This is a genomic window from Rhizobium sp. P43, assembly GCF_056730705.1.
Genome location: NZ_CM161539.1, coordinates 3,824,067 through 3,847,613 on the forward strand (window position 1 = coordinate 3,824,067; position 23,547 = coordinate 3,847,613).

Here is a 23,547-nt window from a genome sequence, read left to right on the forward strand (position 1 = left end):
TTGTATTTTTGGCCTCAAGCGTTTGTCAGAGGCACCTCGAATTGCTGGCCGGGTCGCAATCCCTTGAAGCGGTCATTGCCGATACCGGCTGAGGACATGGCCACGGCCAGCGCCTTTGGCGGATCGTCGATGCCTTCATTGGTCAGCTGGAAGGTGCCGAAATGGTGGCCGATGCCGAAGGCCGCACCGCTTAAGCGGAAGCCTTCTATCGCTTCTTCCGGGTTCTGGTGCTGCGCCTTCATGAACCAGCGCGGCTCATAGGCACCGATCGGCATGATGGCGAGCCTGATGTCGCCATGCTTGGCCTTGAGCTCGCGATAATGCTTGCCCTCGGCATAGCCGGTATCACCGATGTGATAGATCTTGCCGCCCGGAGTTTCCAAGACGAAGGCAGCCCAGAGCGCCATGCGCCGGTCGCCCATGCCACGGGCCGACCAGTGATGGCAGGGCTCGCAATGGATGCTGACGCCCTTGCCGATCTCGATCTGGTCACCCCAATCCATGACGCTTGCCACCATGCCTGGCATGTCGTCGCGCATGATGGTGTCATTGCCGAGTGGTGTGACGATGCGCGGATTGTCCCGCCTGAAGAGGCGCCTCAGCGTCGCAGTATCCAGATGGTCGTAGTGATTATGCGTGACAATGACGATATCGATCTTCGGCAGGTCGTCGAAGGCAACGCCCGGCGGATTGTTGCGCTTTGGTCCGGCAAAGGAGACGGGACTTGCGCGTTCGGACCAGACAGGGTCGGTCAGGATGTTGAGCCCTGCTGTCTGGATGAGCAGGGTCGCATGACCGACCATGGTGACGACAAGCCGGCTTCCTTCGACGCGAGGTTCCGGTTTGGTCGTCACGACATCGGTAGCCTGGGCCGGTCTCGGCCACTCGATCTTGCCGCCGCCGAACTGCCAGCGCAGAAGATCGGTGAAGCCACGAGGCTCTTCTCCGCCCGGGTTGAAGAAGACCTTGCCGTCGAAATGATCGGAGATCGGACCGGTGTAATAGCGGTTGCCCGCATGTGCCTCCCGCAAGCCGAGACCTCCGAGTGTTGCGGCAACGAGGCCGAAGCCCGACCATTTGAGAAAGCTGCGTCTGTTCATGGCTCACCCATATGTGGTTTCGTCAATTCTACGGCAATAGGCGCACTGCAGATTGCTCGATGTGCCTGATCTCCCGAAAAATCGGGACTTTGCTTGACTTCCAGGCCGTTTTCCTGTTTATCCGCCGCAATCTGCGAAGAGACGAGTACTCCAAGCCGCCGACCGGGACCCGAAAAGGTATAAAGAGATCCCGGAGGTCAACACCCGACAGCGCGTTGCGCCCTCGGGTGGTTTTTGGCTTTGCGTCTTGTTTTCCGCGTGGAGAAGACCGAGGTTTGGGTTTCCCCTGACCATGCAAGGAAGAGCCGATGTTTGAGAACCTCCAGGACCGTCTTGGATCCATTCTGAATGGACTGACCGGCCGTGGCGCACTGTCCGAGGCGGATGTCTCGGCTGCTCTGCGCGAGGTCCGTCGTGCGCTTCTTGAGGCCGACGTCGCTCTCGAAGTGATCCGCGCCTTCACCGACAAGGTGCGTGAAAAGGCCGTCGGTGCCGCCGTTCTGAAATCGATCAAGCCCGGGCAGATGGTCGTCAAGATCGTCCATGACGAGCTGGTCGAGATGCTCGGCACGGAAGGCGTCTCCATCGACCTCAATGCCGCAGCCCCCGTCGTCATCATGATGGTCGGTCTGCAGGGCTCGGGTAAGACGACGACCACCGGCAAGATCGCGAAGCGCCTGACGGATCGCGACAAGAAGAAGGTTCTGATGGCCTCGCTCGACACGCGTCGTCCGGCCGCTCAGGAACAGCTTCGCCAGCTCGGCGTGCAGACCGGCATCGACACGCTGCCTGTGATCGCCGGCCAGTCGCCGACCGATATCGCCAGCCGCGCCGTTCAGGCGGCGAAGCTCGGTGGCCATGACATCGTCATTCTCGACACCGCCGGCCGTACGCATATCGACGAGCCGTTGATGATCGAGATGGCCGAGATCAAGGCCCGCTCGAAGCCGCATGAAATCCTGCTCGTCGCCGACTCGCTGACCGGTCAGGACGCGGTCAATCTCGCGCGCAATTTCGACGAACGCGTCGGAATCACCGGCCTCGTGCTGACCCGTATGGACGGCGATGGCCGTGGCGGTGCAGCCCTTTCGATGCGTGCCGTCACCGGCAAGCCGATCAAGCTGATCGGTGTCGGCGAAAAGATGACGGAACTCGACGAGTTCCATCCCCGCCGTATCGCCGACCGCATTCTCGGCATGGGCGACATCGTCTCGCTGGTCGAAAAGGCCGCCGAAAACATCGATGCCGAAAAAGCCCGCGCCATGGCCGAGAAGATGGCCAAGGGCAAGTTCGACCTCAACGATCTCGCCGAACAGATCAAGCAGATGCAGGCCATGGGCGGCATGGGCGGGATCATGGGCATGATGCCGGGCATGTCCGGCATGAAGGACAAGATGGCCGCGGCCGGCCTCGACGACCGAATCTTCAAGCGCCAGCTCGCGATCATCTCCTCGATGACCAAGGCCGAGCGCGCCAATCCCGACCTGCTCAAGCATTCCCGCAAGAAGCGCATCGCGGCCGGCTCCGGCACGGATGCCTCCGACATCAACAAGCTTTTGAAGATGCATCGCCAGATGGCCGACATGATGAAGGCCATGGGCGGCAAGGGTAAAGGCGGCATGATGAAGCAGATGATGGGCGGCCTTGCCTCGAAGATGGGTCTTGGCGGTATGGGGGGCGGCATGGGCATGCCGGATCTGTCCAAGATGGACCCGAAGCAGCTCGAAGCGCTCGCCAAGCAGGCCGAAGCCGCCGGGATCAAGCCGGGTGGTTTGCCTGGTCTGGGCGCTGGCGGCCTGCCGGGTCTCGGGGGCCCCAAGCTTCCCGGCCTCGGTGGTGGCGGTTTCCCGGGCCTTCCCGGCCTGCCGAAGAAGAAGTGAGAGGGCGCCGATGATTGATCCGTCCGTCAAGGAGCAGCTTTCCGGCTATCGCCAGTCGATCGACAACATCGACGCGGCGCTGGTCCACATGCTGGCGGAACGCTTCCGCTGCACCAAGGCCGTCGGCGTGCTGAAGGCCACACACGAATTGCCGCCGGCGGACCCGGCGCGCGAGGAATACCAGATCACCCGCCTGCGCCGTCTGGCTCAGGATGCCAATCTGGACCCGGATTTCGCCGAGAAGTTCCTGAACTTCATCATCAAGGAAGTCATCCGGCATCATGAAGCCATTGCCGCCGAACATGGCGGTGTCACCGAAAAGACCGCCTGACGGCGGCCTCAACAAGAACAGGGTTCGCTCCGGCGGCCCGGACTGAAAACCCAAGGAGTATTCACATGTCCCTCAAGATTCGTCTCGCCCGCGGTGGTTCCAAGAAGCGCCCCTACTACCAGATCGTCGTTGCCGACGCCCGCTCGCCGCGCGACGGCCGCTTCCTCGACAAGGTCGGTTCCTGGAACCCGATGCTTGGCAAGGACAACGAAAAGCGCGTCGAGCTTGACGTAGACGCCATCAAGGCCTGGGTCGCCAAGGGCGCACAGCCGACCGACCGCGTTCTGCGCTTCATGGCAGAAGCCGGTATTGCCGAACGCGCAGCCCGCAGCAACCCGGACAAGGCAAAGCCGGGCAAGAAGGCTCAGGAGCGCGCTGCCGAAAAGGCTCAGAAGGCAGCTGACGCTGCTGCCGCCGCGTCGGAAGCCGCTGCAGAATAATCGGCTTTCCGCCGTTTTCAGCGGGCGGTGGGTCACCCCACCGCCCGTTTTTGCGTTTTCTTTCCCCGCCGTTCCGCCTAAAAGGAATGTCGAACCGATGCATCTGCAGGACCGTTCTCACCGATGAGCAAGCTTGAAAACCCGATACTGATGGCCGTGATCGGTGCGCCCCAAGGGCTTCGGGGCGAGGTGCGGGTCAAGACCTTCACCGAGGATCCTCTGGGTCTCGGCGATTACGGGGTTCTCTATGCCGCCGATGGCCGCAAGTTCGAGATCCTCGAAATCCGTGACGGCAAGACGGTCGCCATCGTCCGCTTTCGCGGCATCAACGACCGAAATGCCGCCGAAGCGCTGAACGGCACCGAGCTTTTCGTCGACCGTGATGCGCTGCCGGATGATGATCTCGACGAAGACGAATTCTACTATGCAGACCTCGAGGGGCTCGAGGTCTATGATGCCGAGAACAATCACTATGGCGCGGTGACCGCCGTTTATGATTTTGGCGCAGGCGATCTGCTGGAGCTCAAGGGTCCCGGCAAGCGGCCCGTGCTCATTCCTTTCTCCGAGGCTGCCGTGCTCGAGATCGATCTGGAGGGCGGACGCATTCTCGTCGATCCGATCGCCGCCGGCCTGAAGGACGATGGTGAGGAAAAGCCTTACGGCAATGCCGGCGGCAAGCCGCGTCCCAACAACGGACGCTGAGTGCCCATGCCCTTCAAGGCTTCCATCCTGACGCTCTATCCGGACATGTTTCCGGGGCATCTCGGTTTGGCGCTTGCGGGTCGCGCGCTGGAGCGTGGCGACTGGTCGATCGAAGCGGTGCAGATCCGTGACTTCGCCGAGGACAAACATCGCAGCGTCGACGATACGCCGTCTGGCGGCGGCGCCGGCATGGTGTTGCGCCCCGATGTGCTGGCGCGGGCCATCGATTCCATAGCCGACGATGGAAGGCCCCGCCTGTTGATGAGCCCGCGTGGCCGGCCGCTGACCCAGGAGCGGGTTCGCGCATTGGCGGAAGGCGAGGGCGTGGTGATCGTTTGTGGCCGTTTCGAAGGGGTCGACCAGCGCGTGATCGATGCCCGCCAACTCGAAGAGGTTTCCATCGGCGACTATATTCTTTCCGGCGGCGAGCCTGCGGCGCTGACCCTGCTCGATGCCGTGGTCCGCATCCTCCCCGGCGTCATGGGCAACCAGTTGTCCGGCGTGCATGAGAGCTTCGAGGGTGGTCTGCTCGAACACCCGCAATACACCCGCCCACAGGTCTTCGAGGGGCGGGAAATCCCCGAGGTGCTCACCTCAGGCAATCACGCGGCGATCGAGAAATGGCGCCACGAGCAGGCCGTTGCGCTTACGCGCGAACGGCGTCCCGACCTTCTGCCCTCTCAGCCGGTGAAGAAGTAATAGACGGCGAGCGCCAGGCCGGCAGCCACCACGATCCAGCGCAGGACCGTCTGCGGGACCTTCTTGGCCACGGCAACACCGGCATAGCCGCCCGCTGCCACGGCCGGGATCATGATCGCGGCATGCAACCAGGACAGCGCGCCTGCGCCGACAAAGACGATGATCGCCACGGCTGCAATCACGATCGAGAGGAAGTTCTTCAGCGCGTTGAGGCGGTGATAATCGCCACCGCTTGCAAGCCCTAGTGATGCCAGCATCATGATGCCCATGCCGGCACCGAAGAAGCCGCCATAAAAGGAGGTCGCACCCTGGAGCGTCAGGCCCAGCGGGGTGGCAGGATGGCTTTCTCCCTTGGTCTTTGGCCGGAGCTTCGGCCCGGCCGCGAAGATCAAGGTCGCGCCCAAGAGCAGCCAGGGCACCATGGCGCGAAACGCCGGGTTGGACAGCGAGATCAGGAAGAGTGCGCCGCCGAGCGCGCCGACAGCCGAGACGGCCGCGAGGATCCAGGCACTCCGACCCATGGCCTTAAGCTCCTTGCCATAGGCCAGTGTCGAGGTGATGTAGCCCGGAAACTGGATGACCGATGAGGTCGCGTTGGCGCTGATCGGCGGCAGGCCGGCAAGCGTCAGAGCGCCAAAGGTCAGGAAGGTTCCGCCGCCCGCAATCGCATTGACTGCCCCTGACAGAAAGCCCGCCCCAAACAGCAGAAGTATCAGCGCAATCGACATCAGACCCCGTCTCCTCCGAAACCAGGTACCGTGATAGGGGGAGACATCCTGCCCCGCAAGGCGTCCGGCACTCTGCCGCAACGGAAAAATAAGACGTCGAAGGGGTGACAAGGCGGATGTCTTGGTGTATTGGCCGCCTCGGAAATGGGCGTTTCGCCCGTCTGCCACAAGAAAGAACTGCGTATTCGCTCCGGCCCGTCAGGGTCAATATCCTCAGGCATCGTTCCAAGGGATCATCGTCGAGCGCTCTGGCTGATTCAGAAGAAACCGAGGTTAGACATGAACATCATTCAGCAGCTGGAAGCCGAACAGGCCGCCAAGATCGAAGCCAAGCGCAAGCTCCCGGAATTCTCGCCTGGCGACACGCTCCGCGTCAACGTGACCGTCAAGGAAGGCAACCGTACCCGCGTGCAGGCCTATGAAGGCGTTTGCATCGCCCGTTCGGGCGCCGGCATCAACGAAAGCTTCACCGTTCGCAAGATCTCCTACGGCGAAGGTGTCGAGCGCGTATTCCCGGTCTACTCGCCGCTCGTCGAAAGCGTTGAAGTCGTCCGTCGCGGTAAGGTTCGTCGCGCCAAGCTCTACTACCTGCGCGACCGTCGCGGTAAGTCGGCTCGTATCGTCGAGAACACCGGCACCCGCGCCCGCAAGCTCAACGAAAACGAGCGCGCTGCGATCGCCGAGGAAAAGGCACGCATCGAGGCTGAAAAGGTTGCAGCCGCTCAGGCTCTCGCAGCCGAGAAGGCCGCAGCAGAGGCCGCCGAAAAGGCCGCTGCCGCTGAAGCTTCTGCCGAATAAGCAGCTGCCAGCCTGTCACATGATCAAAGGCTCCGGTTTCCGGAGCCTTTTTTCGTTGCGTGTACCGATCCAGATGATCAGGCCCCGATGACTAGGCCCAATTATCTAAGCATTGCGCGATGCGATGATGGCATCGGTCGCAAGCTTCAGCTTGCGCGCCTGGTTGAAGAGCGCAATCGCCAGACCGACCCCTGCAATCTGCAGGACAATACCGATCCCTTCCCACATCGTCGGCAGGCGGGCTTCATAGAGAAAGCCGAAGAACAGGCCGAACACCGTCTCGGCCACGATGAGCTGAGCGGCCAGCGCCAGCGGCATGCGCGTTGCGGCGATCAACCAAAGCCAGGTCGCCATGAGCGAGCCGGCGAGCCCCAGGAGCAGCGCCCAGAAGATGAAGCGGCCCGTGCCCTCGACGCCGGCTGCCATCAGGTCAGGGAAGGTTGCGAAGGGCAGGAGCAAGAGCACGCCGATGCCGGCGCCCATGCCCTGGATAGCCGTCCAGTGAAAACTCTGCGGCGGGTTCGGTCCGTTCATCACCACGGAGTTGATGAGCCCGTAGGCGACCCAGGTGGACAGAGCGACGAAGGACAGGAGGATCCCGAGCAAGAGGGATCCGAGTTCCGCCGGTTCGGTCCGTGCCAGGGTATCGACATTCACGACGCTGACGCCGATGAGGATCAGCAGAAGCGGCAGGGTCAGTCGCGACCAGGGCAGGGACCGATCCCGCGTATTGGCGATCACGGCCAACACCACCGGCATCAGGCCCACGATCAGGGGCGGGATGGCAGCGCCCGCCAAGAGAACGGCAAAGGCTGCCGCCAGGAAATATCCGATGTAACCGACGGAGCCGAGGGCAAGGCCAATCATCCACCTCTGGCGGCTGAAGCCCCGCGGGCGCAGCCGCGGATGGATCATCAGCACCAGGCAGCCCAGCGCGAAGGCACCGTAGCGCATGACAGTCAGGTCAAGAGCCGAATAGGGGTCGATCAGCCTTGGGGCGACGAAAGTCAGGCCCCAGAGGGCACAGGTCAGAAGACCCGCGAGAATGCCGAGCAGCATGAAAGGCTCCGGAACGTGGCGGATTGGCGTGCCGGGCCGCTTGCTTGATCAGGCACTGCAATCATGAGGCTTGAATTTGATCCTATCCGGCAGCCAGCCGTCAAGCGGGGCAGCGACACCGGATGTCGCATCACTCACGATCTGGCGGAAACAAGTGACGGCGATCAGCGGTCGCGTCGGGCCATGAAGGCGAGCCGTTCGAAGAGGTGAACATCCTGTTCGTTTTTCAGGAGCGCGCCATGCAGTCTCGGAAGCGCATTCTTCGCTTCGCCGCGCAGATCTGCCGGATCGACATCCTCGGAAACCAGGAGACGGATCCAGTCGAGTGCTTCCGAGGTAGAAGGCTTCTTCTTCAGCCCCGGCGTTTCGCGGATTTCGTAGAATTGCGTCAGCGCATTGCGCAGCAGGGTTTTCTTGATGCCGGGATAATGAACCTCGACGATCCGCTCCAGGGTCTCCATTTCGGGAAAGCGGATGTAATGGAAGAAGCAGCGACGCAGGAAGGCGTCCGGCAATTCCTTCTCGTTGTTCGATGTGATGATCACGATCGGTCTTACCCGCGCGGTCACCGTCTCGCCTGTTTCGTAGACGTGAAACTCCATGCGATCGAGTTCCTGCAGCAGATCATTGGGAAACTCGATATCCGCCTTGTCGATCTCGTCGATCAGCAGCACGCATTTCCGATCGGCGGCAAAGGCCTGCCAGAGCTTGCCCTTGCGGATGTAATTGCTCACGTCGTTGACGCGGGCATCGCCGAGCTGGCTGTCGCGCAGGCGTGAAACGGCGTCATATTCGTAGAGCCCCTGCTGCGCCTTCGTGGTTGATTTGACATTCCATTCGAGCATGTCGAGACCGAGCGCGGCTGCGACCTGGCGCGCCAGTTCCGTCTTGCCGGTTCCCGGCTCTCCCTTGACGAGCAGGGGCCGTTCCAGGCGGATGGCCGCATTGACGGCGACCATCAGATCCTTGTCGGCCACATAGTCGGCGGTTCCGGTAAACTGCATGATGTCTCGACCTCTTCCTTGACCGGGCTGAAACCTAGTCAGAGGACCATTCCCGCGCAAGTGAAGCAGACAGTTTCCCTGATCCGGGCAGATAAAGCTTGTGTTTTTGCCCCATTCTGACAACGTGAATTCACGAAAGCTGATGCGTGCCTTGTTGCAAATGCCCATTCCGCGAGGTCGGAACATCGGGCGCCGGGCATCACCGACCTTCCCACGACCAAGACTTCGCAGGCCGAACGATCGGTTTGGCCGCTATGGCCAGCCGTTTGCAAGGCCACACCGTCCCACAGATTCTTTCGGCCATGTCGCGCCGGAAGGCTTTCCCGATCGCAGCATCCCACTGCAGGAGACAGCATTGACCAGACACATCTACTCGATCGGCGACCTGCTCGTCCTCAAGGAAGGCCCAGTCCGCCTGGCCCGCAGCACTGGTACCTGCAAGGTGCTGGCGACGCTGCCTGAAACGGCAGGAAGCAGGCAGTACCGCGTGCGTTTCGAAAACGAGAGTTTCGACCGCTGCATCGCCGAAGGCGACATCGACCCAAGCCGCAGCAAGGCATCCGCCCGGGCACCGGCCACTCCGAAAAAGGAAAGCACATCATGGCTAAAGGCCAGCAGCGTTCGAACCGCGAAGTAAGAAAACCGAAGCAGGACAAGCCGAAGCCCTCCACGGCTCCGGTGTCGAGCTTCACCACCCAGATCAAGAATGCCGAGGCCGCTTCGCCCAAGAAGCGCTGACCCGGGGGCGTGGCGGTCTCATCGCAGTCCGCCATCCCGCCCCTGGATCGTTCGAACCTCCTGAATGCCCACGCTTTCGCCTTTCCCTTTTTGCCGAAGATGCGGTATGGGCAGGCGCATGAACGCGACCTCCTTCACTCTCCTGCTCGGCGGCAATCTGACCGTCACGGATCGCCTGCGGGCATTGACGCAGGGCAGCCGTGTGATCGCGGCCGATAGCGGTATGCGTCATGCCGTCGGTCTTGGCCTGACGCCTGAGCTTTGGGTCGGCGATTTCGACAGCAGCGACACCGCCCTGATCGACCGTTTCCCGTCGGTCGAACGCCGCACCTATCCGGCTGCGAAGGCCGTCACCGATGGTGAGATCGCGGTTGCCGAGGCCATCGCCCGCGGTGCAACCCGTCTCATCCTTGCCGGTGCGCTTGCCGGCGAACGCTCCGACCACGCCCTCCAGCACTATCTGAACGCGCTCGGCCTTGTCGAAGACGGTTATGAGGTGGTGCTCACTTCGGGCGAGGAAGAGGCCTATCCGTTTTCGGAGGAAAGCGAACTGGCGCTTGAGCTTCCCGGCAGGAGCGCTCTTTTCCGTGCTTGGCTTTACGGCGCTTGAGGGCCTGACGATCCGCAATGCACGCTATCCGCTGCAGGATTTCAAACTGCCCTTCGGATCGTCGCGCACCATATCCAACATCGCCGAGGGGCCGATCTCGGTCTCGCTTTCCCGTGGCCGGGCCATGTTGCTCGCCCGCCCCTATGACCTTTACGGAGCCTGATGCCTTGGCGCCTCCCATTCTGAAACTCGACGATATCCATCTTTCCTTCGGCGGAACGCCGCTTCTGGCCGGCGCCGGCCTGCAGGTCGAACCCGGCGACCGGATCTGCCTTGTCGGCCGCAATGGTTCGGGCAAGTCGACGCTGATGAAGATCGCGGCGGGCCTGGTGGAAGCCCAGTCGGGCGAGGTCTTCCGTCATCCGGCCTCGACGATCCGCTATCTGGAGCAGGCCCCTGATTTCGCCGGCTTCATGACCGTCCAGGCCTATGCCGAGGCTGGTCTTGGACCAGGAGACGATCCCTACCGCGTCACCTATCTGCTCGAACATCTCGGGCTGACCGGACAGGAAGATCCGACCCGTCTCTCCGGCGGGGAAGCGCGCCGTGCGGCCCTTGCCCGGGTGCTTGCGCCCGAGCCTGACATCCTGATGCTCGACGAGCCGACCAACCATCTCGACCTGCCGACGATCGAATGGCTGGAAGGTGAATTGTCAAAGAGCCGCAGCGCGCTCGTCCTGATTTCCCACGACCGCCGCTTCCTTGAGAAGATCTCGACCGCCACCGTCTGGCTCGATCGCGGCCAGTCGCGCCGGCTGAACCGGGGCTTTGCCCATTTCGAGGAATGGCGCGACCAGGTGCTGGAAGAAGAGGAAATCGAGCAGCACAAGCTCGGTCGCCAGATCGAACGCGAAGAACACTGGCTGCGCTATGGTGTCACCGCGCGGCGCAAGCGCAACATGCGCCGCCTCGGTAATCTCCAGGCGCTGCGCGCCAATTATCGGGGCCACAAGGGACCCCAGGGCACGATCCAGGCCTCGGTGACCGAGGGCAAGGAAAGCGGCAAGCTCGTCATTGAGGCCGACAAGATCGCCAAGACCTATGGCGATCGCGCCATCGTCGCACCCTTTTCGATCCGCGTTCACCGAGGCGACTGCATCGGTCTGATCGGCCCGAACGGAGCCGGCAAGACGACGCTCCTGAAGATGCTGACCGGTCAGCTGGAACCCGACGACGGCGTGGTGAAGCTTGGCACCAATCTGGAGATTGCGGTTCTCGACCAGAAGCGCGAGGACTTGAACCCCGATGACACGCTGGCCCATTACCTGACCGACGGTCGCGGCGAGAATCTTCTGGTCAATGGTGAGCAGAAGCATGTCACCGGCTACATGAAGGACTTCCTCTTCCAGCCGGAACAGGCCCGCACGCCGATCCGCAACCTCTCGGGCGGCGAGCGCGCCCGCCTGATGCTGGCGCGGATGATGGCCAAGCCCTCGAACCTCCTGATCCTCGACGAGCCGACCAACGACCTCGACATCGAGACGCTCGATCTGCTGCAGGAAATCGTTGCCGGCTATTCCGGCACCGTCATCCTGGTCAGCCACGACCGTGACTTCCTCGACCGCACGGTGACCTCGACGATCGCGCCGGCCAATCCGGACGCACCCGATGGTCGCTGGATCGAATATGCCGGCGGTTATTCCGACATGCTGGCGCAGCGCAAGGGCGTCGAGGACGAGCGCAAGCGGGTCGAAAAGGCCGAGAAGGCAAAGGCCCAGGAAGCATCAGGCGGCAAGCCCGCCGAGGCCGGCTCGAAGGGCAAGGGCAAACTCTCCTTCAAGCAGAAGTTCGCGCTCGAAAACCTGCCGAAAGAAATGGAAAAGGCCGAGAGGGAAATCGCGGCCCGCGAAGCCAAGATGGCCGATCCCAACCTCTTCACCAAGGACCCGGCGACCTTCAACAAGCTCGCCGCCGAAATGGAAAAGCTGCGCGCCGATATCACCCGTATGGAAGAGGAATGGCTGGAACTCGAGATGCTGCGCGAGGAACTGGAGGGCTGATTGCCCTCATGTGATCGCATCGGGCGAAGGCACGCCTGATTTCTCAAGGTGAACAGCCCTCGCCCCCGTCGCATTGGCAAAGGCAAGCGACCGGCCGAGATAGATGAGCGTTGTCTCGGCCAAATCCGTAGCCAGAATTTTCGTGAGCCGGCTTTCGGTTTCCGGCTCCAGCCCTTCCAGCACATCCTGCATCACCAGCCAGCGGGGCTTCCTCAGCAGGATATTGGCGAAAGCCAGCGCCATCTGCTGATCCTTGTCGAGAATCCTCTCCCAGCGTGCCTTTTCATCGAGACGGCGAGAAAATTCGCCAAGCCCGACCGTCTGCAGGGCCGAAACGAGAGCTGCATCATCGACGGTGGCAGAGAGCGACGGATAGGTGAGAAGGCTGCGCAAACGGCCTTCGGGCAGATAACTTGCCTGCGGCACGAAGACGAGTTCGTCCTCCGGCAGCAGGATGCGTCCTTCGCCGAAAGGCCAGAGCCCGGCCATGGCGTGGAAGAGCAGCTTGCGATTGACGCCCTGGTCGCCATTGACCATCACGCGATCGCCGGCAGAAATCATCACATCCCTTTCCTTGAGATGGAAAGCACTTTCGCAGGCATCGCCGTTGACGCGAACGCAGATCTCGAGGTTCTCCAGCCGCAGCGTCCCATCCTCGCTCCGCGCAAGCGTCAACCGCCCGCTGCCGCCCTCGTTGTCGTTCATCGTGGTCAGGGCGGCTCGGAGCACCGTAACGCGCATCAGGGCCGCCCGCCAATCGGCAATGGCCCCGAAATTGTCGACATACCAGCGCAGCGCCGAATAGACCTGGGTGAAGGCGGCAGCTGCCATCATCAGGCCACCGAAGGAAATGGTGCCGGCAAAATAGGCCGGTGAGGCGATCAGGATCGGCACGATGATCGCAAGCCATCCGAAGCCGGCCGTCACCCAGGTGAGATTGGTGAGCGCCAATGCCAGATGGCGGATCGACATCAGCACCCCATCAAGCGAATCATGGATATGCTGCCGCTCGGTCGCCTCACCGCGCGTGACGGCGATCGCCTCGAGGTTCTCGTTGGCGCGCATCAGCGAAAAGCGCAGATCCGCCTCGCGGGCATAGCGATCGGCATTCAGCCGCGACAGCTTGCGCCCCACCAATTGGCTGAGCAGCGATGCGGCGAGCGCATAGATGAGCGCACCCCAGACCATGTAGCCCGGGATCTGGAAGCTCCAGTCGCCGATCTTGAAGGTGAACTCGCTGGACAGGCCCCAGAGGACCCCGATGAAGCTGACGAGCAGGATCGTGGCATTGAACAACCCGATCGACAGTGAGGTCGTCATTTCGGCAAGCTTGCGCGCATCCTCGTGAAGGCGCTGGTCCGGATTGACGCCAAGCGCGCTCGACACCGAAAGCCTGTAGGCCCGCGCGCCGTTTAGCCACTGATCCACGACGTCACGCGACAGGCCCTCGCGCATGTAGAGCGCTGTCATCTGGTTCAGCCAGGCCTGCACGACATTCAGCACCAGCAGCACACCGGCAATGATCGCGAAGTTGCGGAGTTCCGTCAGAAACGCCGGCAGGTCGCGGCGTTCGAGCGCGTTGTAGAAGGGGGCGTTCCAGTGGTTGAGCTGGACGGTGCCGTAGACGGTGGCGAGGATCACGACCACAAGCGCAAAGGCAAAGCCGAGAATGCGATTGCGGGCATCGGACTTCCAGAAACTGTCCAGCGCCATGGCCAACTGACGGCTGAAACTGGCCTCGACCTCGGCAACGACGCGGTCCGTTTCACTTATGCCCTTCAACTGCAAGCCTGCCATGCGCACCGGTTCTCACTTATCCCGATACATTTGTAACACAGGCAACGTGTCAGTTTCCCCATGCCTGCGGCGATGCGGTCAATTGTCCCACCTTGCGCTCTGCAAAGCGGCGCGCTATCTCAAGGCTGCTCTAACGGGGTGCCTTCCGATCTCCAACGATCGGAATGCTGAGAGGCGTCAGCCAACCCGCGGAACCTGATCCGGTTAACACCGGCGGAGGGATTAGACGCGTCGATCGCAAAGCGCCCTATCCCGACAGTTATGATGATGAAGGAGGAGGGCGCCATGCGACCCACAACTGTTTCCATGTTTATCGGCGGCGTCGCAGCTGCCATGATCGGCTTCGTCTCGCCGGCCCTCGCCGAAGGCAAGACGCTGACCGTCTACACCTATGAGAGCTTCGTCTCGGAATGGGGTCCCGGCCCCAAGGTCAAGGAAGCCTTCGAGAAGACCTGCAACTGCACCGTCAACTTCGTCGGCGTCGCTGATGGCGTGGCGCTTCTGACGCGCCTGAAGCTCGAAGGCGAGACCTCGAAGGCCGACGTCGTTCTCGGGCTCGACACCAATCTCGTCGAGGAAGCCAAGCAGACCGGTCTCTTCGAAGCGCATGGCGTGGATGCCTCGGCTGTGAAGGTGCCGGGCGGCTTCAGCGACGATGTCTTCCTGCCCTATGACTACGGCCACTTCGCCGTGATCTATGACACCGAGACGATCAAGACCCCGCCGACGAGCCTCAAGGAACTGGTCGAGGGCGATCCGGCCCAGAAGATCGTCATCCAGGATCCGCGCACTTCGACGCCGGGGCTTGGCCTGCTGCTCTGGGTCAAGTCGGTCTATGGTGACAAGGCGCCGGAAGCCTGGGCCAAGCTCAAGGACCGCGTCCTGACCGTCACCCCCGGCTGGTCGGAAGCATACGGCCTGTTCACCAAGGGCGAAGCGCCGATGGTCCTCTCCTACACCACCTCGCCGGCCTACCACATGGTCGCCGAGGAAACCGACCGCTACCAGGCTGCCGAATTCTCCGAAGGGCATTACATCCAGATCGAGGTCGCCGGCCTTCTGAAGAACGCGCCGGAAAAGGCGCTCGCCCGCCAGTTCCTCGCCTTCATGCTTGAGCCCGGTTTCCAGGACACCATCCCGACCAACAACTGGATGATGCCGGTCGCCGCCACGTCCGAGCCTCTGCCAGAGGCCTTCGGCAAGCTCGTGCAGCCGAAGACCACCTTCCTGATGGACCCGGCCGAAGTCGCCGCGAACCGGCAGGCCTGGATCGACGAGTGGCTGAAAGCCATGACGCTGAAGTAAGACCGGATGCTCCGTCCGCTTCACCAGTCGAGACGCCAGAGGCTGCCCGCATTCGCGGGCGGCCTTTTCGTTTTGCTGGTGGTGGCGGGCTTTGTCGGCGTGGCGCTTGCAGCGCTGCTGGTGGGCCGGCTTTCCGGCGGTCTTCTGTCGGCCTTTGCTGATCCGGTCGTGCGGTCGGTGCTCTCCTTCACCCTCTGGCAGGCCTTCCTGTCGACGGTCATCTCCGTCGGCCTTGCCCTACCCGTTGCCAGCGCGCTGGCCAGACAGCCGGATTTCCCCGGTCGAATCTGGCTGATCCGCCTGATGGCCGTGCCAATGGGTCTGCCCGTTCTGATCGGCGCGCTCGGCCTGATCGGCATCTTCGGACGAAGCGGCATCGTCAATGATGCGCTGAGTTCTCTCGGTCTCTCCCAGCCGATCTCGATCTACGGGCTGACCGGCATCCTCGTCGCCCATGTCTTCTTCAACCTGCCGCTCGCGACACGGCTCATGCTGTCTGCACTCGAACGGGTGCCGGCGGAATACTGGCGGATGTCGGCGAGCCTCGGCCTTTCGCCACTCTCCACCTTCCGCTTCATCGAATGGCCAGTGCTCGCACGCGTCATTCCAGGCGCGGCAGGCCTGATCTTCATGCTCTGCGTCACGAGTTTCACGCTTGTTCTGGTCTTTGGCGGCGGACCGGCCGCAACCACGATCGAGGTCGCCATCTATCAGGCGCTGCGCTTCGACTTTAACCCCGAACGCGCCGTCTCGCTGGCCCTCCTGCAGATCACCGTCACGGCTGTCATCCTCGCAGCCTTGAGCCTTCTGCCCGCTGCCTCCGACACAGGCGTGACCAGCGGTCGCCGCTATCAGCGCTTCGATGGAAAGCGACCGCTGGTGCGTCTTGTGGATGGCTTGCTGCTTCTCCTGGCCGGTCTCTTCCTCGTCTTGCCGCTGGGCCAGGTGGTCGTGTCGGGGCTGCAGGCCGATCTCGGGCGGCTCATCTCCCAAGCCACCTTTCATCGAGCAGCCCTGACCAGCCTCGCCGTGGCGCTCGCGGCAGGCCTGCTTGCCGTCCTCCTCGCCTATGGCGCCGTGGCAGCGAGAACCGAGATCGCAACGATGCAAAACCGTCACGCCGGCAGTCGCATCTTCTCCATCGCGCTGGCCGCTGCCTCGTCGCTGGTCCTGCTCGTCCCGACCAGCGTCCTCGCCACCGGCTGGTTCCTGGCCTTGAGGTCGCGCGGCGACGTCGCCAGCTTTGCGCCCTTCGTGGTTGCCGGTATCAACGCATTGATGGCCCTGCCCTTTGCCGTCCGCGTGCTGGAGCCGGCCTATCGCGAGCATCGTGACCGCACCGCGCGCCTTTCTGAAAGTCTCGGCCTGTCTGTCGGGCAGCGCCTGCGCCGCATCGATTGGCCGGTCCTGAAGCGCCCTCTGTTGATGGCGCTTGCCTTTGCCATGGCCCTGTCGCTCGGCGATCTCGGCGCCGTCGCCCTGTTTGGATCGGAAAACATCTCGACCATGCCCGCCCTCATCTATGCCCAGATGGGCAGTTATCGCAGTACGGACGCCGATGGACTGGCCTTGCTCCTTGGTGTCGTCTGCCTGGCCCTTGCCCTGATCGGCGCTCCGGGACCACAGAAAAACGGTGATCAGCGGGAGAGACGCGATGCGTGAGAGAGATTTGAGCGCGATCCGCCTTGAAGATGCGCGCCTGACGCTCGGCAATCGCAGCTTCCATTTCGATTGTGCTTTCGACAGCGGGGGTATCACGGCCATTGTCGGCCCCTCTGGCTCGGGCAAGTCGACCCTGCTCAACCTCGTCTCAGGTTTCGAACAGCCGATATCCGGCCGCATCGAGATCGCGGGCGAGGATGTGACGGGTCTTGCTCCGGCGGAGCGGCCTGTCTCGCTGGTCTTCCAGGACAACAACCTGTTTTCGCATCTCGATCTCTTCACCAATATCGGGCTCGGCATCCATCCTGCGCTGCGGCTGACGCCAGGCGATCGCAAGGCGATCTCCGATGCTCTCGCCCGAGTCGGACTTCCCGGCTACGAGCGACGGCTTCCTGGGTCGCTGTCCGGCGGAGAACGGCAAAGGGCGGCCTTCGCCCGGGCGCTGGTTCGCAGACGTCCAGTGCTGCTGCTCGATGAGCCCTTTGCAGCGCTCGATCCGGGCTTGCGGGCTGCCATGGTGGAGCTTCTGGCCGATCTCCATGCGGAAACCGGATCCACGATCCTTCTCGTCACCCATGACCCACGCGACGTCGTGCGGCTCGCCGATCACGTCCTCTTTATCGATGACGGGCAGGTGCTTGTGCAGGCGCCCAAGGCGCAGTTTCTCGCAACAACGGACGTAAAACCGGTCCGCGACTTCCTCGGCGACACGGTTTTTGCAGGCAAATCGCCTTAATTTGGTCGTCCCCACCTGCCATGCGCGTAAGGAATGGTTGTTCCTTCGGCAGGACCATTGGTCATTTCCGTCGGCATGACTATCTTCTGGAGAATGCGGCGATTCCGCATTATGTGAAGCGCTGCCGGATCGTCATGAGGTGATCGTGGCAGATGGCAATTGGATGCTGCAACCCGATGTTCTGCCACACCGGCGAGATCGGAGCACAGCGTGAAGGGGCAGGATGCAGTTTTTGAGCCGGAACAGCGCGATGACTGCCGATCGAGATCGGTGGCGCCGGCCTGCAAGGCTCGCGTCGAGCGTTGCTGTGCTGATCTCGGCCGGGCTTGTGCTTTCCTCCTGCCAGTCGCTCTTCGAACAGGCCTATGAGCCCTCGGTCGCGCCCTCCAGCAATCCGCAGATCGTTGACGAGGTGCAGAAGGGTGACCCGCGCGCCCAGATGGGTGCGCGCGAGCATCCGCGCATCGTTGCTTCCTATGGCGGGGAATATTCCGACGCCAAGACCGAACGCCTCGTCGCTCGCATTGCCGGCGCGCTGACGGCGGTGTCGGAAAACCCGAACCAGTCCTATCGTATCACCATCCTGAATTCCCCGGCGATCAATGCCTTCGCGCTGCCGGGTGGCTATCTCTACGTGACGCGCGGTCTTCTGGCGCTTGCCAATGATGCCTCGGAAGTGGCCGCCGTGCTCAGCCACGAAATGGCCCACGTGACCGCCAATCACGGCATCGAGCGTCAGCGCCGTGAAGAGGCGGAAGTGATTGCCAGCCGCGTCGTCGCCGAAGTGCTCTCCAGCGATCTCGCCGGCAAGCAGGCGCTGGCCCGTGGCAAGCTGCGGCTCGCCGCCTTCTCGCGCCAGCAAGAGCTGCAGGCTGATGTCATCGGCGTGCGCACGCTGGGCGAAGCCGGCTATGACCCCTATGCCGCCGCCCGTTTCCTTGACTCCATGGCCCGCTACAGCCAGTTCAGCTCTGTTGATCCCGACGCCGACCAGAGCCTGGACTTCCTATCGAGCCATCCGAATGCACCGCAGCGTGTCGAGCTCGCCAAGCGCCATGCCCGCGCCTTCGGTCCGGAAGGCACCCATGGCGAGACGGGTCGCGATTACTATCTGAACGGCATCGACGGCCTGCTCTACGGTGATAGCCCGCAGGAAGGCTTCGTGCGCGGCCAGACCTTCCTCCACGGCCAGCTCGGTATCCGTTTCGACGTGCCGCCCGGCTTCCAGATCGACAACAAGGTCGAGGCTGTCCTGGCAACCGGTCCGGGTGACGTGGCCATTCGTTTCGATGGCGTTGCCGACAGCCAGAAGATCAGCCTGCCGAACTATATTTCGAGCGGCTGGGTGACAGGCCTGCTGCCCGATACGATCCGCACGATCACGGTCAACGGACTGGAAGCGGCGACCGCGCGCGCCTCGGCAGACCGCTGGGATTTCGACATCACCGTCATCCGCATCGGGCCACAGATTTTTCGTTTCCTGACCGCTGTGCCGAAGGGCAGCCCGGCGCTGGAATCGACGGCGGCACAGCTGCGAGCTTCGTTCCGTCGAATTACCCCGCAGGAAGCAGCGTCCCTGAAGCCGCTGCGTGTCCGCGTCGTGACCGTAGGGTCCAGTGATACTGTCGGCACGCTCTCTGCCCGCATGATGGGCACGGATCGAAAGCTCGAGCTCTTCCGCTTGATCAATGCACTCGGCCCGACCTCGACGGTCACACCGGGCATGCGCGTCAAGATCATCTCCGAGTAAGGCCTGAAGCCTCAAGCCAACAAAAAAGCCGGCTCGAAGGCCGGCTTTCGTGTGTCATCGGGGCTGATTTCAGTAGGCCATCTCGTAGCTGGCAGCGGCGGCGGGTGCCTTGTCGGTCAGCGCAATCTTCAGCTTTTCCAAGGCACGCGTCTCGATTTGGCGAACCCGCTCTTTGGAAATGCCGAGCTCTGCGCCGAGCTCTTCGAGGGTCGCACCGTCCTCGGTCAGACGGCGGGCCTTGATGATCCGGCTTTCGCGCTCGTTGAGCCGGTTCATCGCGTCCTTCAGCCAGCCGTTCCAGCGTTCGCCGTCGATGATCGAGGAAACCTGTTCGTCCGGCAGCGCCTCGTTGCTTTCCAGCATGTCGAGCTGTTCGGTGCCTTCACCGTTGCGACCGGCAACTGGCGTCTGCAGAGAAGCATCGTTGCCGGAGAGGCGCGCATCCATCGACTGGACGTCAGCGAGGCTGACGCCGAGCGCCGAGGCGATTTCCTGATGAATGGCCTGGTCGGAGAGGCGGTTGTCGCCCTGAGCAAGCTTGGCGCGCAGGCGGCGCAGGTTAAAGAACAGCGCCTTCTGGCTGGAGCTCGTGCCGCCGCGCACGATCGACCAGTTGCGCAGGATATAGTCCTGCATCGAGGCCCGGATCCACCAGCCGGCATAGGTCGAGAAGCGCACTTCCCGGCCTGGGTCGAAGCGGGCGGCAGCCTCGAGAAGGCCGATATAGCCTTCCTGGATCAGGTCGTTGAGCGGCAGGCCGAAGCCACGGAACTTGGAGGCCATGGCGATAACAAGTCGCATATGCGCCTGGGCGATGCGATTGCGGGCACCCTGGTCATCGTTTTCCTTCCAGCGGATGGCGAGGTCGAGTTCTTCCTCGCGCTCCAGATAGGGCTGTGACATGGCATACTTTATGATGTGTCTGTCAGCGGATGTGGCTTTCATCGAACATCTCCATGGTCTCTTGGGACCGCTGGCCTCTCGCAGGCCTGGTTGCCGGCATTGTCTGCTGAACGGCTTAATCCCGGTCAGGTTCCAACAATGTCGGACAAGGGCGGTGGTTGCGTCGCTCTCATCTGCTTGTCTGACCACCACTACGCGGCGCATGCGCCATCGGATTGCTGCATGGGGTGCGACCTTCTGTCGGACAGGGGTGATCACGGGGAAGTGAGAGCAAGGTCGGCAGCGGAGGGAGAGTAGCGGACCCCGAAAACGCAAAACAGCGCGGGTTGCCCCGCGCCGTAGAAAGCAAACTGGGTTGGGTTCAGTTAGGCAGAAAGCGCCTTGAACTCTGCGAGGATCGCATCACCCATCTCGACCGTGCCGACCTGGCGGCAACCCTCGGCCATGATGTCACCGGTGCGGATGCCCTTGTCGAGCACATTGGCGATGGCCTTCTCGAGGCGATCGGCTTCCGTGACCATGTTGAACGAGTAACGCAGGCACATGGCAAAGGAGGCGATCATGGCGATCGGGTTGGCGATGCCCTTTCCGGCGATATCCGGTGCGGAACCATGCACCGGCTCGTAGAGCGCCTTGCGCTTGCCGGTCTTGGCATCCGGAGCGCCGAGCGAAGCCGACGGCAGCATGCCGAGCGAGCCGGTGAGCATGGCGGCAACGTCGGAGAGCATGTCGCCGAACAGGTTGTCGGTGACGATGACGTCGAACTGCTTCGGTGCGCGCACCAGCTGCATGCCGCCGGCATCGGCCAGCATGTGGTCAAGCTTGACGTCGGAGAACTTCTCCTTGTGGGTCGCGGTGACCACCTGGTTCCACAAGACGCCCGACTTCATGACGTTGCGCTTTTCCATCGAGCAGACCGCATTCTTGCGGGTGCGGGCGAGTTCGAAGGCGACGGCGGCGATGCGCTCGATTTCGTAGGTGTCATAGACCTGCGTATCGACGGCGCGCTTCTGGCCATTGCCGAGATCGGTGATGGTCTTCGGCTCGCCGAAATAGACGCCACCGGTCAGTTCGCGGACGATGAGGATATCGAGACCCTCGACCAGCTCCGGCTTCAGCGACGAGGCATTGGCAAGCGCCGGATAGCAGATCGCCGGACGCAGGTTGGCGAAGAGTTCCAGATCCTTGCGCAGACGAAGCAGGCCGGCCTCCGGGCGAACCTCGTAAGGGACGTCGTCCCACTTCGGACCACCAACGGCACCGAAGAGAACGGCGTCGGCGGCGAGCGCCTTTGCCATGTCAGCCTCGGAAATCGCCGCGCCATGGGCATCATAGGCGGAACCGCCCACGAGGCCTTCGTCGGTGACGAAGCCGGCGCCATGCGCCTCGTTCATGTAGCCGATGATCTTGCGAACTTCGGCCATGGCCTCGGGGCCGATGCCGTCGCCGGGCAGCAGGAGAAGATTGCGAGCCGTCATGGAAACCCTCCACTCGAAAAAGAAGTCGCGGCTTCTTACGCGCCGGGCAGGGGCATTTCAAGCGAGATAGGCCGGAAACGGTACGGTTTGGCGCGCTTACCGAAGGGCGAGGGATGGTTGACCCGGCATGTCCAGAGGTTCAAAACACGGCACAGCTTCAGCTTCCCTTCCTGCCTTTCGAGTGCCCCATGCCGCTTTCTCCGCTCCACATCCAAACGCCCCTTCTGCGCACGGCCGCCGACTACAGCAAAAGCGGCCTGCCGCTCTGGCTGAAGCTCGATGCCTTGCAGCCCTCGGGAAGCTTCAAGCTGCGCGGCGTCGGCCTGCTGTGCCAGCACGAGGTGGCCAAAGGGGCACGCGAGATCTTCTGCGCCTCCGGTGGCAATGCCGGCATCGCGGCTGCCGTCGCCGGCAAGGCGCTCGGCGTGCCGGTGACGATCGTCGTGCCGGAAACAACGTCTGCCGAAGTCCGCGCCCGGATCGCTGCAACGGGCGCCAATGTGATGGTTCATGGTGTCGTCTTCGACGAGGCCAATGCCCATGCTGTGGCACTCGCGGCCGAACGCAAGGCCGCCTATGTCCATCCCTATGACCATCCGCTGCTCTGGGAAGGTCACGCGACGCTGATCGATGAAGTGGTGAAGGCCGGTGCCGAGTTTGACTGTGTCGTAACCAGCGTTGGCGGCGGCGGGCTGCTCGCCGGCATCGTCGAGGGGCTGCGGCGCAATGGGCTGGGCGATGTTCCCGTCATTGCCGTCGAGACGGAAGGTGCGGCCTCGCTGAACGCTGCCGTCCTTGCCAGGGAGCGCGTCACGCTCCCGGCCATCACCTCGATCGCCAATTCGCTCGGCGCACGTCAGGTCGCGCAACATGTCTTCGATCTGCTTGAAACCCATCCGATCGACAGTGTCACGGTCACCGACGCCGAGGCTGTTGCGGCTTGTCTGAAGTTTGCCGATGCCCAACGGATCCTCGTCGAGCCCGCCTGCGGTGCAGCACTCGCCGTCGCCGATGTGCATGCCGATCGGCTGTCGCGTTACAAGGCACCGCTGATCGAGGTCTGCGGCGGGATCGGCGTGTCGCTTGCCGCACTCGAAGCCTGGCGGGCCCGTTTCCTCTAAGGTCAAAGAAAAAGCCGGGCACTGGCCCGGCTTCATCACGTCACTTCTCAGCCAAGGCTCAGGCCCAAGGGCGCTGGGCGGCGTTGGACTGCTCGAAGGTCGAGATGCTCGATGCCTTCTCCAGCGTCAGGCCGATGTCGTCGAGACCGTTCAGCAGGCAGTGGCGCTTGAAGGCATCGATCTCGAAGGCGATCTTGCCTCCGTCAGGACCGGTGATTTCCTGGGCTTCCAGGTCGACGGTCAGCACGGCGTTGGAGCCGCGCGAGGCATCGTCCATCAGCTTGTCCAGATCGGACTGGCTCACGACGATCGGCAGGATGCCGTTCTTGAAGCAGTTGTTGTAGAAGATGTCGGCAAACGAGGTCGAGATCACGCAGCGGATGCCGAAGTCGAGCAGCGCCCACGGCGCATGCTCGCGCGAGGAGCCGCAGCCGAAATTGTCGCCGGCCACCAGGATCTGGGCATTCCGGTAAGCCGCCTTGTTCAGAACGAAATCCGGGTTTTCCGAACCATCTTCCTTGTAGCGCGCTTCGGCGAAGAGGCCGGTGCCGAGACCGGTGCGCTTGATGGTCTTCAGGTAATCCTTCGGGATGATCATGTCCGTGTCGATGTTGACGACCGGAAGCGGTGCCGCGACACCGGTGAGCTTTACGAACTTGTCCATCAGTCTGCCTTCGATCTGGCTAATGCGCGTTTGATGACCCGC

22 protein-coding genes, 1 pseudogene and 1 riboswitch are annotated in these 23,547 nt (G+C 62.6%); of the genes and pseudogenes, 15 read left to right on the forward strand and 8 right to left on the reverse strand.

The genetic code is table 11. The annotated features are described in order from the left end of the window. Nucleotides 1-14 precede the first annotated feature (14 nt). On the reverse strand, nucleotides 15-1,100 hold the full coding sequence (locus AC1PUL_RS19030; RefSeq protein WP_480465607.1) for an MBL fold metallo-hydrolase: 1,086 nt from the start codon (nucleotides 1,098-1,100) through the stop codon (nucleotides 15-17). A 308-nt stretch (nucleotides 1,101-1,408) separates the two neighbouring features. Between AC1PUL_RS19030 and ffh the strand changes: the two genes are divergently transcribed. From ffh to trmD, 5 genes are all read left to right on the forward strand, one after another. Continuing rightward, entirely contained in the window at nucleotides 1,409-2,980 is a 1,572-nt protein-coding gene (gene ffh, locus AC1PUL_RS19035) for a signal recognition particle protein (protein WP_480465608.1), read from the forward strand. Nucleotides 2,981-2,990: 10 nt separating this feature from the next. Beyond that, entirely contained in the window at nucleotides 2,991-3,311 is a 321-nt protein-coding gene (locus tag AC1PUL_RS19040) for a chorismate mutase (RefSeq protein WP_153763279.1), read from the forward strand. A gap of 65 nt (nucleotides 3,312-3,376) precedes the next feature. Then, nucleotides 3,377-3,751, forward strand: coding sequence for a 30S ribosomal protein S16 (gene rpsP / locus AC1PUL_RS19045; RefSeq protein WP_113377842.1), 375 nt, complete (start codon nucleotides 3,377-3,379; stop codon nucleotides 3,749-3,751). A 123-nt stretch (nucleotides 3,752-3,874) separates the two neighbouring features. After that, nucleotides 3,875-4,453, forward strand: a complete 579-nt coding sequence (gene rimM, locus AC1PUL_RS19050) for a ribosome maturation factor RimM (RefSeq protein ID WP_298462922.1) — start codon at nucleotides 3,875-3,877, stop codon at nucleotides 4,451-4,453. Nucleotides 4,454-4,459: 6 nt separating this feature from the next. Beyond that, nucleotides 4,460-5,152 carry a tRNA (guanosine(37)-N1)-methyltransferase TrmD gene (gene trmD / locus AC1PUL_RS19055; RefSeq protein WP_480465609.1) on the forward strand — a complete coding sequence of 231 codons (693 nt, stop codon included), beginning with the start codon at nucleotides 4,460-4,462 and terminating at the stop codon, nucleotides 5,150-5,152. On the opposite strand, the gene AC1PUL_RS19060 is transcribed toward trmD, so the two are convergent. Further along, on the reverse strand, nucleotides 5,134-5,880 hold the full coding sequence (locus AC1PUL_RS19060; protein WP_480465610.1) for a sulfite exporter TauE/SafE family protein: 747 nt from the start codon (nucleotides 5,878-5,880) through the stop codon (nucleotides 5,134-5,136). The genes trmD and AC1PUL_RS19060 overlap by 19 nt on opposite strands. Nucleotides 5,881-6,159: 279 nt before the next feature. Between AC1PUL_RS19060 and rplS the strand changes: the two genes are divergently transcribed. After that, nucleotides 6,160-6,678, forward strand: a complete 519-nt coding sequence (gene rplS / locus AC1PUL_RS19065; RefSeq protein ID WP_185809055.1) for a 50S ribosomal protein L19 — start codon at nucleotides 6,160-6,162, stop codon at nucleotides 6,676-6,678. 105 nt (nucleotides 6,679-6,783) lie between these two features. Here the strand turns inward: rplS and AC1PUL_RS19070 are convergent, their stop codons facing one another. Together AC1PUL_RS19070 and AC1PUL_RS19075 are read right to left on the reverse strand one after the other, a co-directional pair. Next, nucleotides 6,784-7,737, reverse strand: a complete 954-nt coding sequence (locus AC1PUL_RS19070) for an EamA family transporter (RefSeq protein WP_480465611.1) — start codon at nucleotides 7,735-7,737, stop codon at nucleotides 6,784-6,786. Between the two features lie 164 nt (nucleotides 7,738-7,901). Continuing rightward, entirely contained in the window at nucleotides 7,902-8,741 is an 840-nt protein-coding gene (locus AC1PUL_RS19075; protein WP_480465612.1) for an AAA family ATPase, read from the reverse strand. Between the two features lie 355 nt (nucleotides 8,742-9,096). On the opposite strand from AC1PUL_RS19075, the gene AC1PUL_RS19080 reads away from it, so the two are divergent. From AC1PUL_RS19080 to AC1PUL_RS19095, 4 genes and pseudogenes are all read left to right on the forward strand, one after another. Next, a complete protein-coding gene (locus tag AC1PUL_RS19080) occupies nucleotides 9,097-9,378 on the forward strand; it encodes a cold-shock protein (protein ID WP_298462911.1) in 282 nt (93 codons plus the stop codon). Further along, nucleotides 9,342-9,479, forward strand: a complete 138-nt coding sequence (locus AC1PUL_RS19085) for a hypothetical protein (protein WP_185809058.1) — start codon at nucleotides 9,342-9,344, stop codon at nucleotides 9,477-9,479. The genes AC1PUL_RS19080 and AC1PUL_RS19085 overlap by 37 nt, the downstream gene beginning before the upstream one ends. 118 nt (nucleotides 9,480-9,597) lie before the next feature. Further along, a pseudogene (locus tag AC1PUL_RS19090) lies at nucleotides 9,598-10,252 on the forward strand (thiamine diphosphokinase). Nucleotides 10,253-10,256: 4 nt separating this feature from the next. Beyond that, nucleotides 10,257-12,089, forward strand: a complete 1,833-nt coding sequence (locus tag AC1PUL_RS19095) for an ABC-F family ATP-binding cassette domain-containing protein (protein WP_480465613.1) — start codon at nucleotides 10,257-10,259, stop codon at nucleotides 12,087-12,089. A 6-nt stretch (nucleotides 12,090-12,095) separates the two neighbouring features. Here AC1PUL_RS19095 and AC1PUL_RS19100 read toward each other — a convergent pair whose 3' ends face one another. Further along, nucleotides 12,096-13,886, reverse strand: a complete 1,791-nt coding sequence (locus AC1PUL_RS19100; protein ID WP_480465614.1) for an ABC transporter ATP-binding protein/permease — start codon at nucleotides 13,884-13,886, stop codon at nucleotides 12,096-12,098. A 124-nt stretch (nucleotides 13,887-14,010) separates the two neighbouring features. Continuing rightward, nucleotides 14,011-14,125, forward strand: a riboswitch (TPP riboswitch). 94 nt (nucleotides 14,126-14,219) lie between these two features. Here AC1PUL_RS19100 and thiB point away from each other — a divergent pair. The 4 genes from thiB to AC1PUL_RS19120 all read left to right on the forward strand — a co-directional run bounded on the left by thiB (nucleotide 14,220) and on the right by AC1PUL_RS19120 (nucleotide 19,339). Then, the gene (thiB, locus tag AC1PUL_RS19105; protein WP_480468635.1) at nucleotides 14,220-15,191 is read left to right on the forward strand and encodes a thiamine ABC transporter substrate binding subunit; all 972 of its coding nucleotides are present in this window, start codon (nucleotides 14,220-14,222) and stop codon (nucleotides 15,189-15,191) included. A gap of 6 nt (nucleotides 15,192-15,197) precedes the next feature. Continuing rightward, entirely contained in the window at nucleotides 15,198-16,853 is a 1,656-nt protein-coding gene (thiP, locus tag AC1PUL_RS19110; protein ID WP_480465615.1) for a thiamine/thiamine pyrophosphate ABC transporter permease, read from the forward strand. After that, a complete protein-coding gene (locus AC1PUL_RS19115; protein WP_480465616.1) occupies nucleotides 16,846-17,589 on the forward strand; it encodes a thiamine ABC transporter ATP-binding protein in 744 nt (247 codons plus the stop codon). The genes thiP and AC1PUL_RS19115 overlap by 8 nt, the downstream gene beginning before the upstream one ends. A gap of 250 nt (nucleotides 17,590-17,839) precedes the next feature. After that, nucleotides 17,840-19,339 carry a M48 family metalloprotease gene (locus AC1PUL_RS19120; protein ID WP_480465617.1) on the forward strand — a complete coding sequence of 500 codons (1,500 nt, stop codon included), beginning with the start codon at nucleotides 17,840-17,842 and terminating at the stop codon, nucleotides 19,337-19,339. A gap of 69 nt (nucleotides 19,340-19,408) precedes the next feature. Here the strand turns inward: AC1PUL_RS19120 and AC1PUL_RS19125 are convergent, their stop codons facing one another. After that, a complete protein-coding gene (locus AC1PUL_RS19125) occupies nucleotides 19,409-20,284 on the reverse strand; it encodes an RNA polymerase factor sigma-32 (protein ID WP_480465618.1) in 876 nt (291 codons plus the stop codon). 323 nt (nucleotides 20,285-20,607) lie between these two features. Next, on the reverse strand, nucleotides 20,608-21,720 hold the full coding sequence (gene leuB / locus AC1PUL_RS19130; RefSeq protein WP_480465619.1) for a 3-isopropylmalate dehydrogenase: 1,113 nt from the start codon (nucleotides 21,718-21,720) through the stop codon (nucleotides 20,608-20,610). Between the two features lie 188 nt (nucleotides 21,721-21,908). Between leuB and AC1PUL_RS19135 the strand changes: the two genes are divergently transcribed. Further along, nucleotides 21,909-22,841, forward strand: a complete 933-nt coding sequence (locus AC1PUL_RS19135; RefSeq protein ID WP_480465620.1) for a pyridoxal-phosphate dependent enzyme — start codon at nucleotides 21,909-21,911, stop codon at nucleotides 22,839-22,841. Nucleotides 22,842-22,899: 58 nt separating this feature from the next. Here the strand turns inward: AC1PUL_RS19135 and leuD are convergent, their stop codons facing one another. Beyond that, nucleotides 22,900-23,505 carry a 3-isopropylmalate dehydratase small subunit gene (gene leuD, locus AC1PUL_RS19140; protein WP_480465621.1) on the reverse strand — a complete coding sequence of 202 codons (606 nt, stop codon included), beginning with the start codon at nucleotides 23,503-23,505 and terminating at the stop codon, nucleotides 22,900-22,902. Nucleotides 23,506-23,547 lie beyond the last annotated feature (42 nt).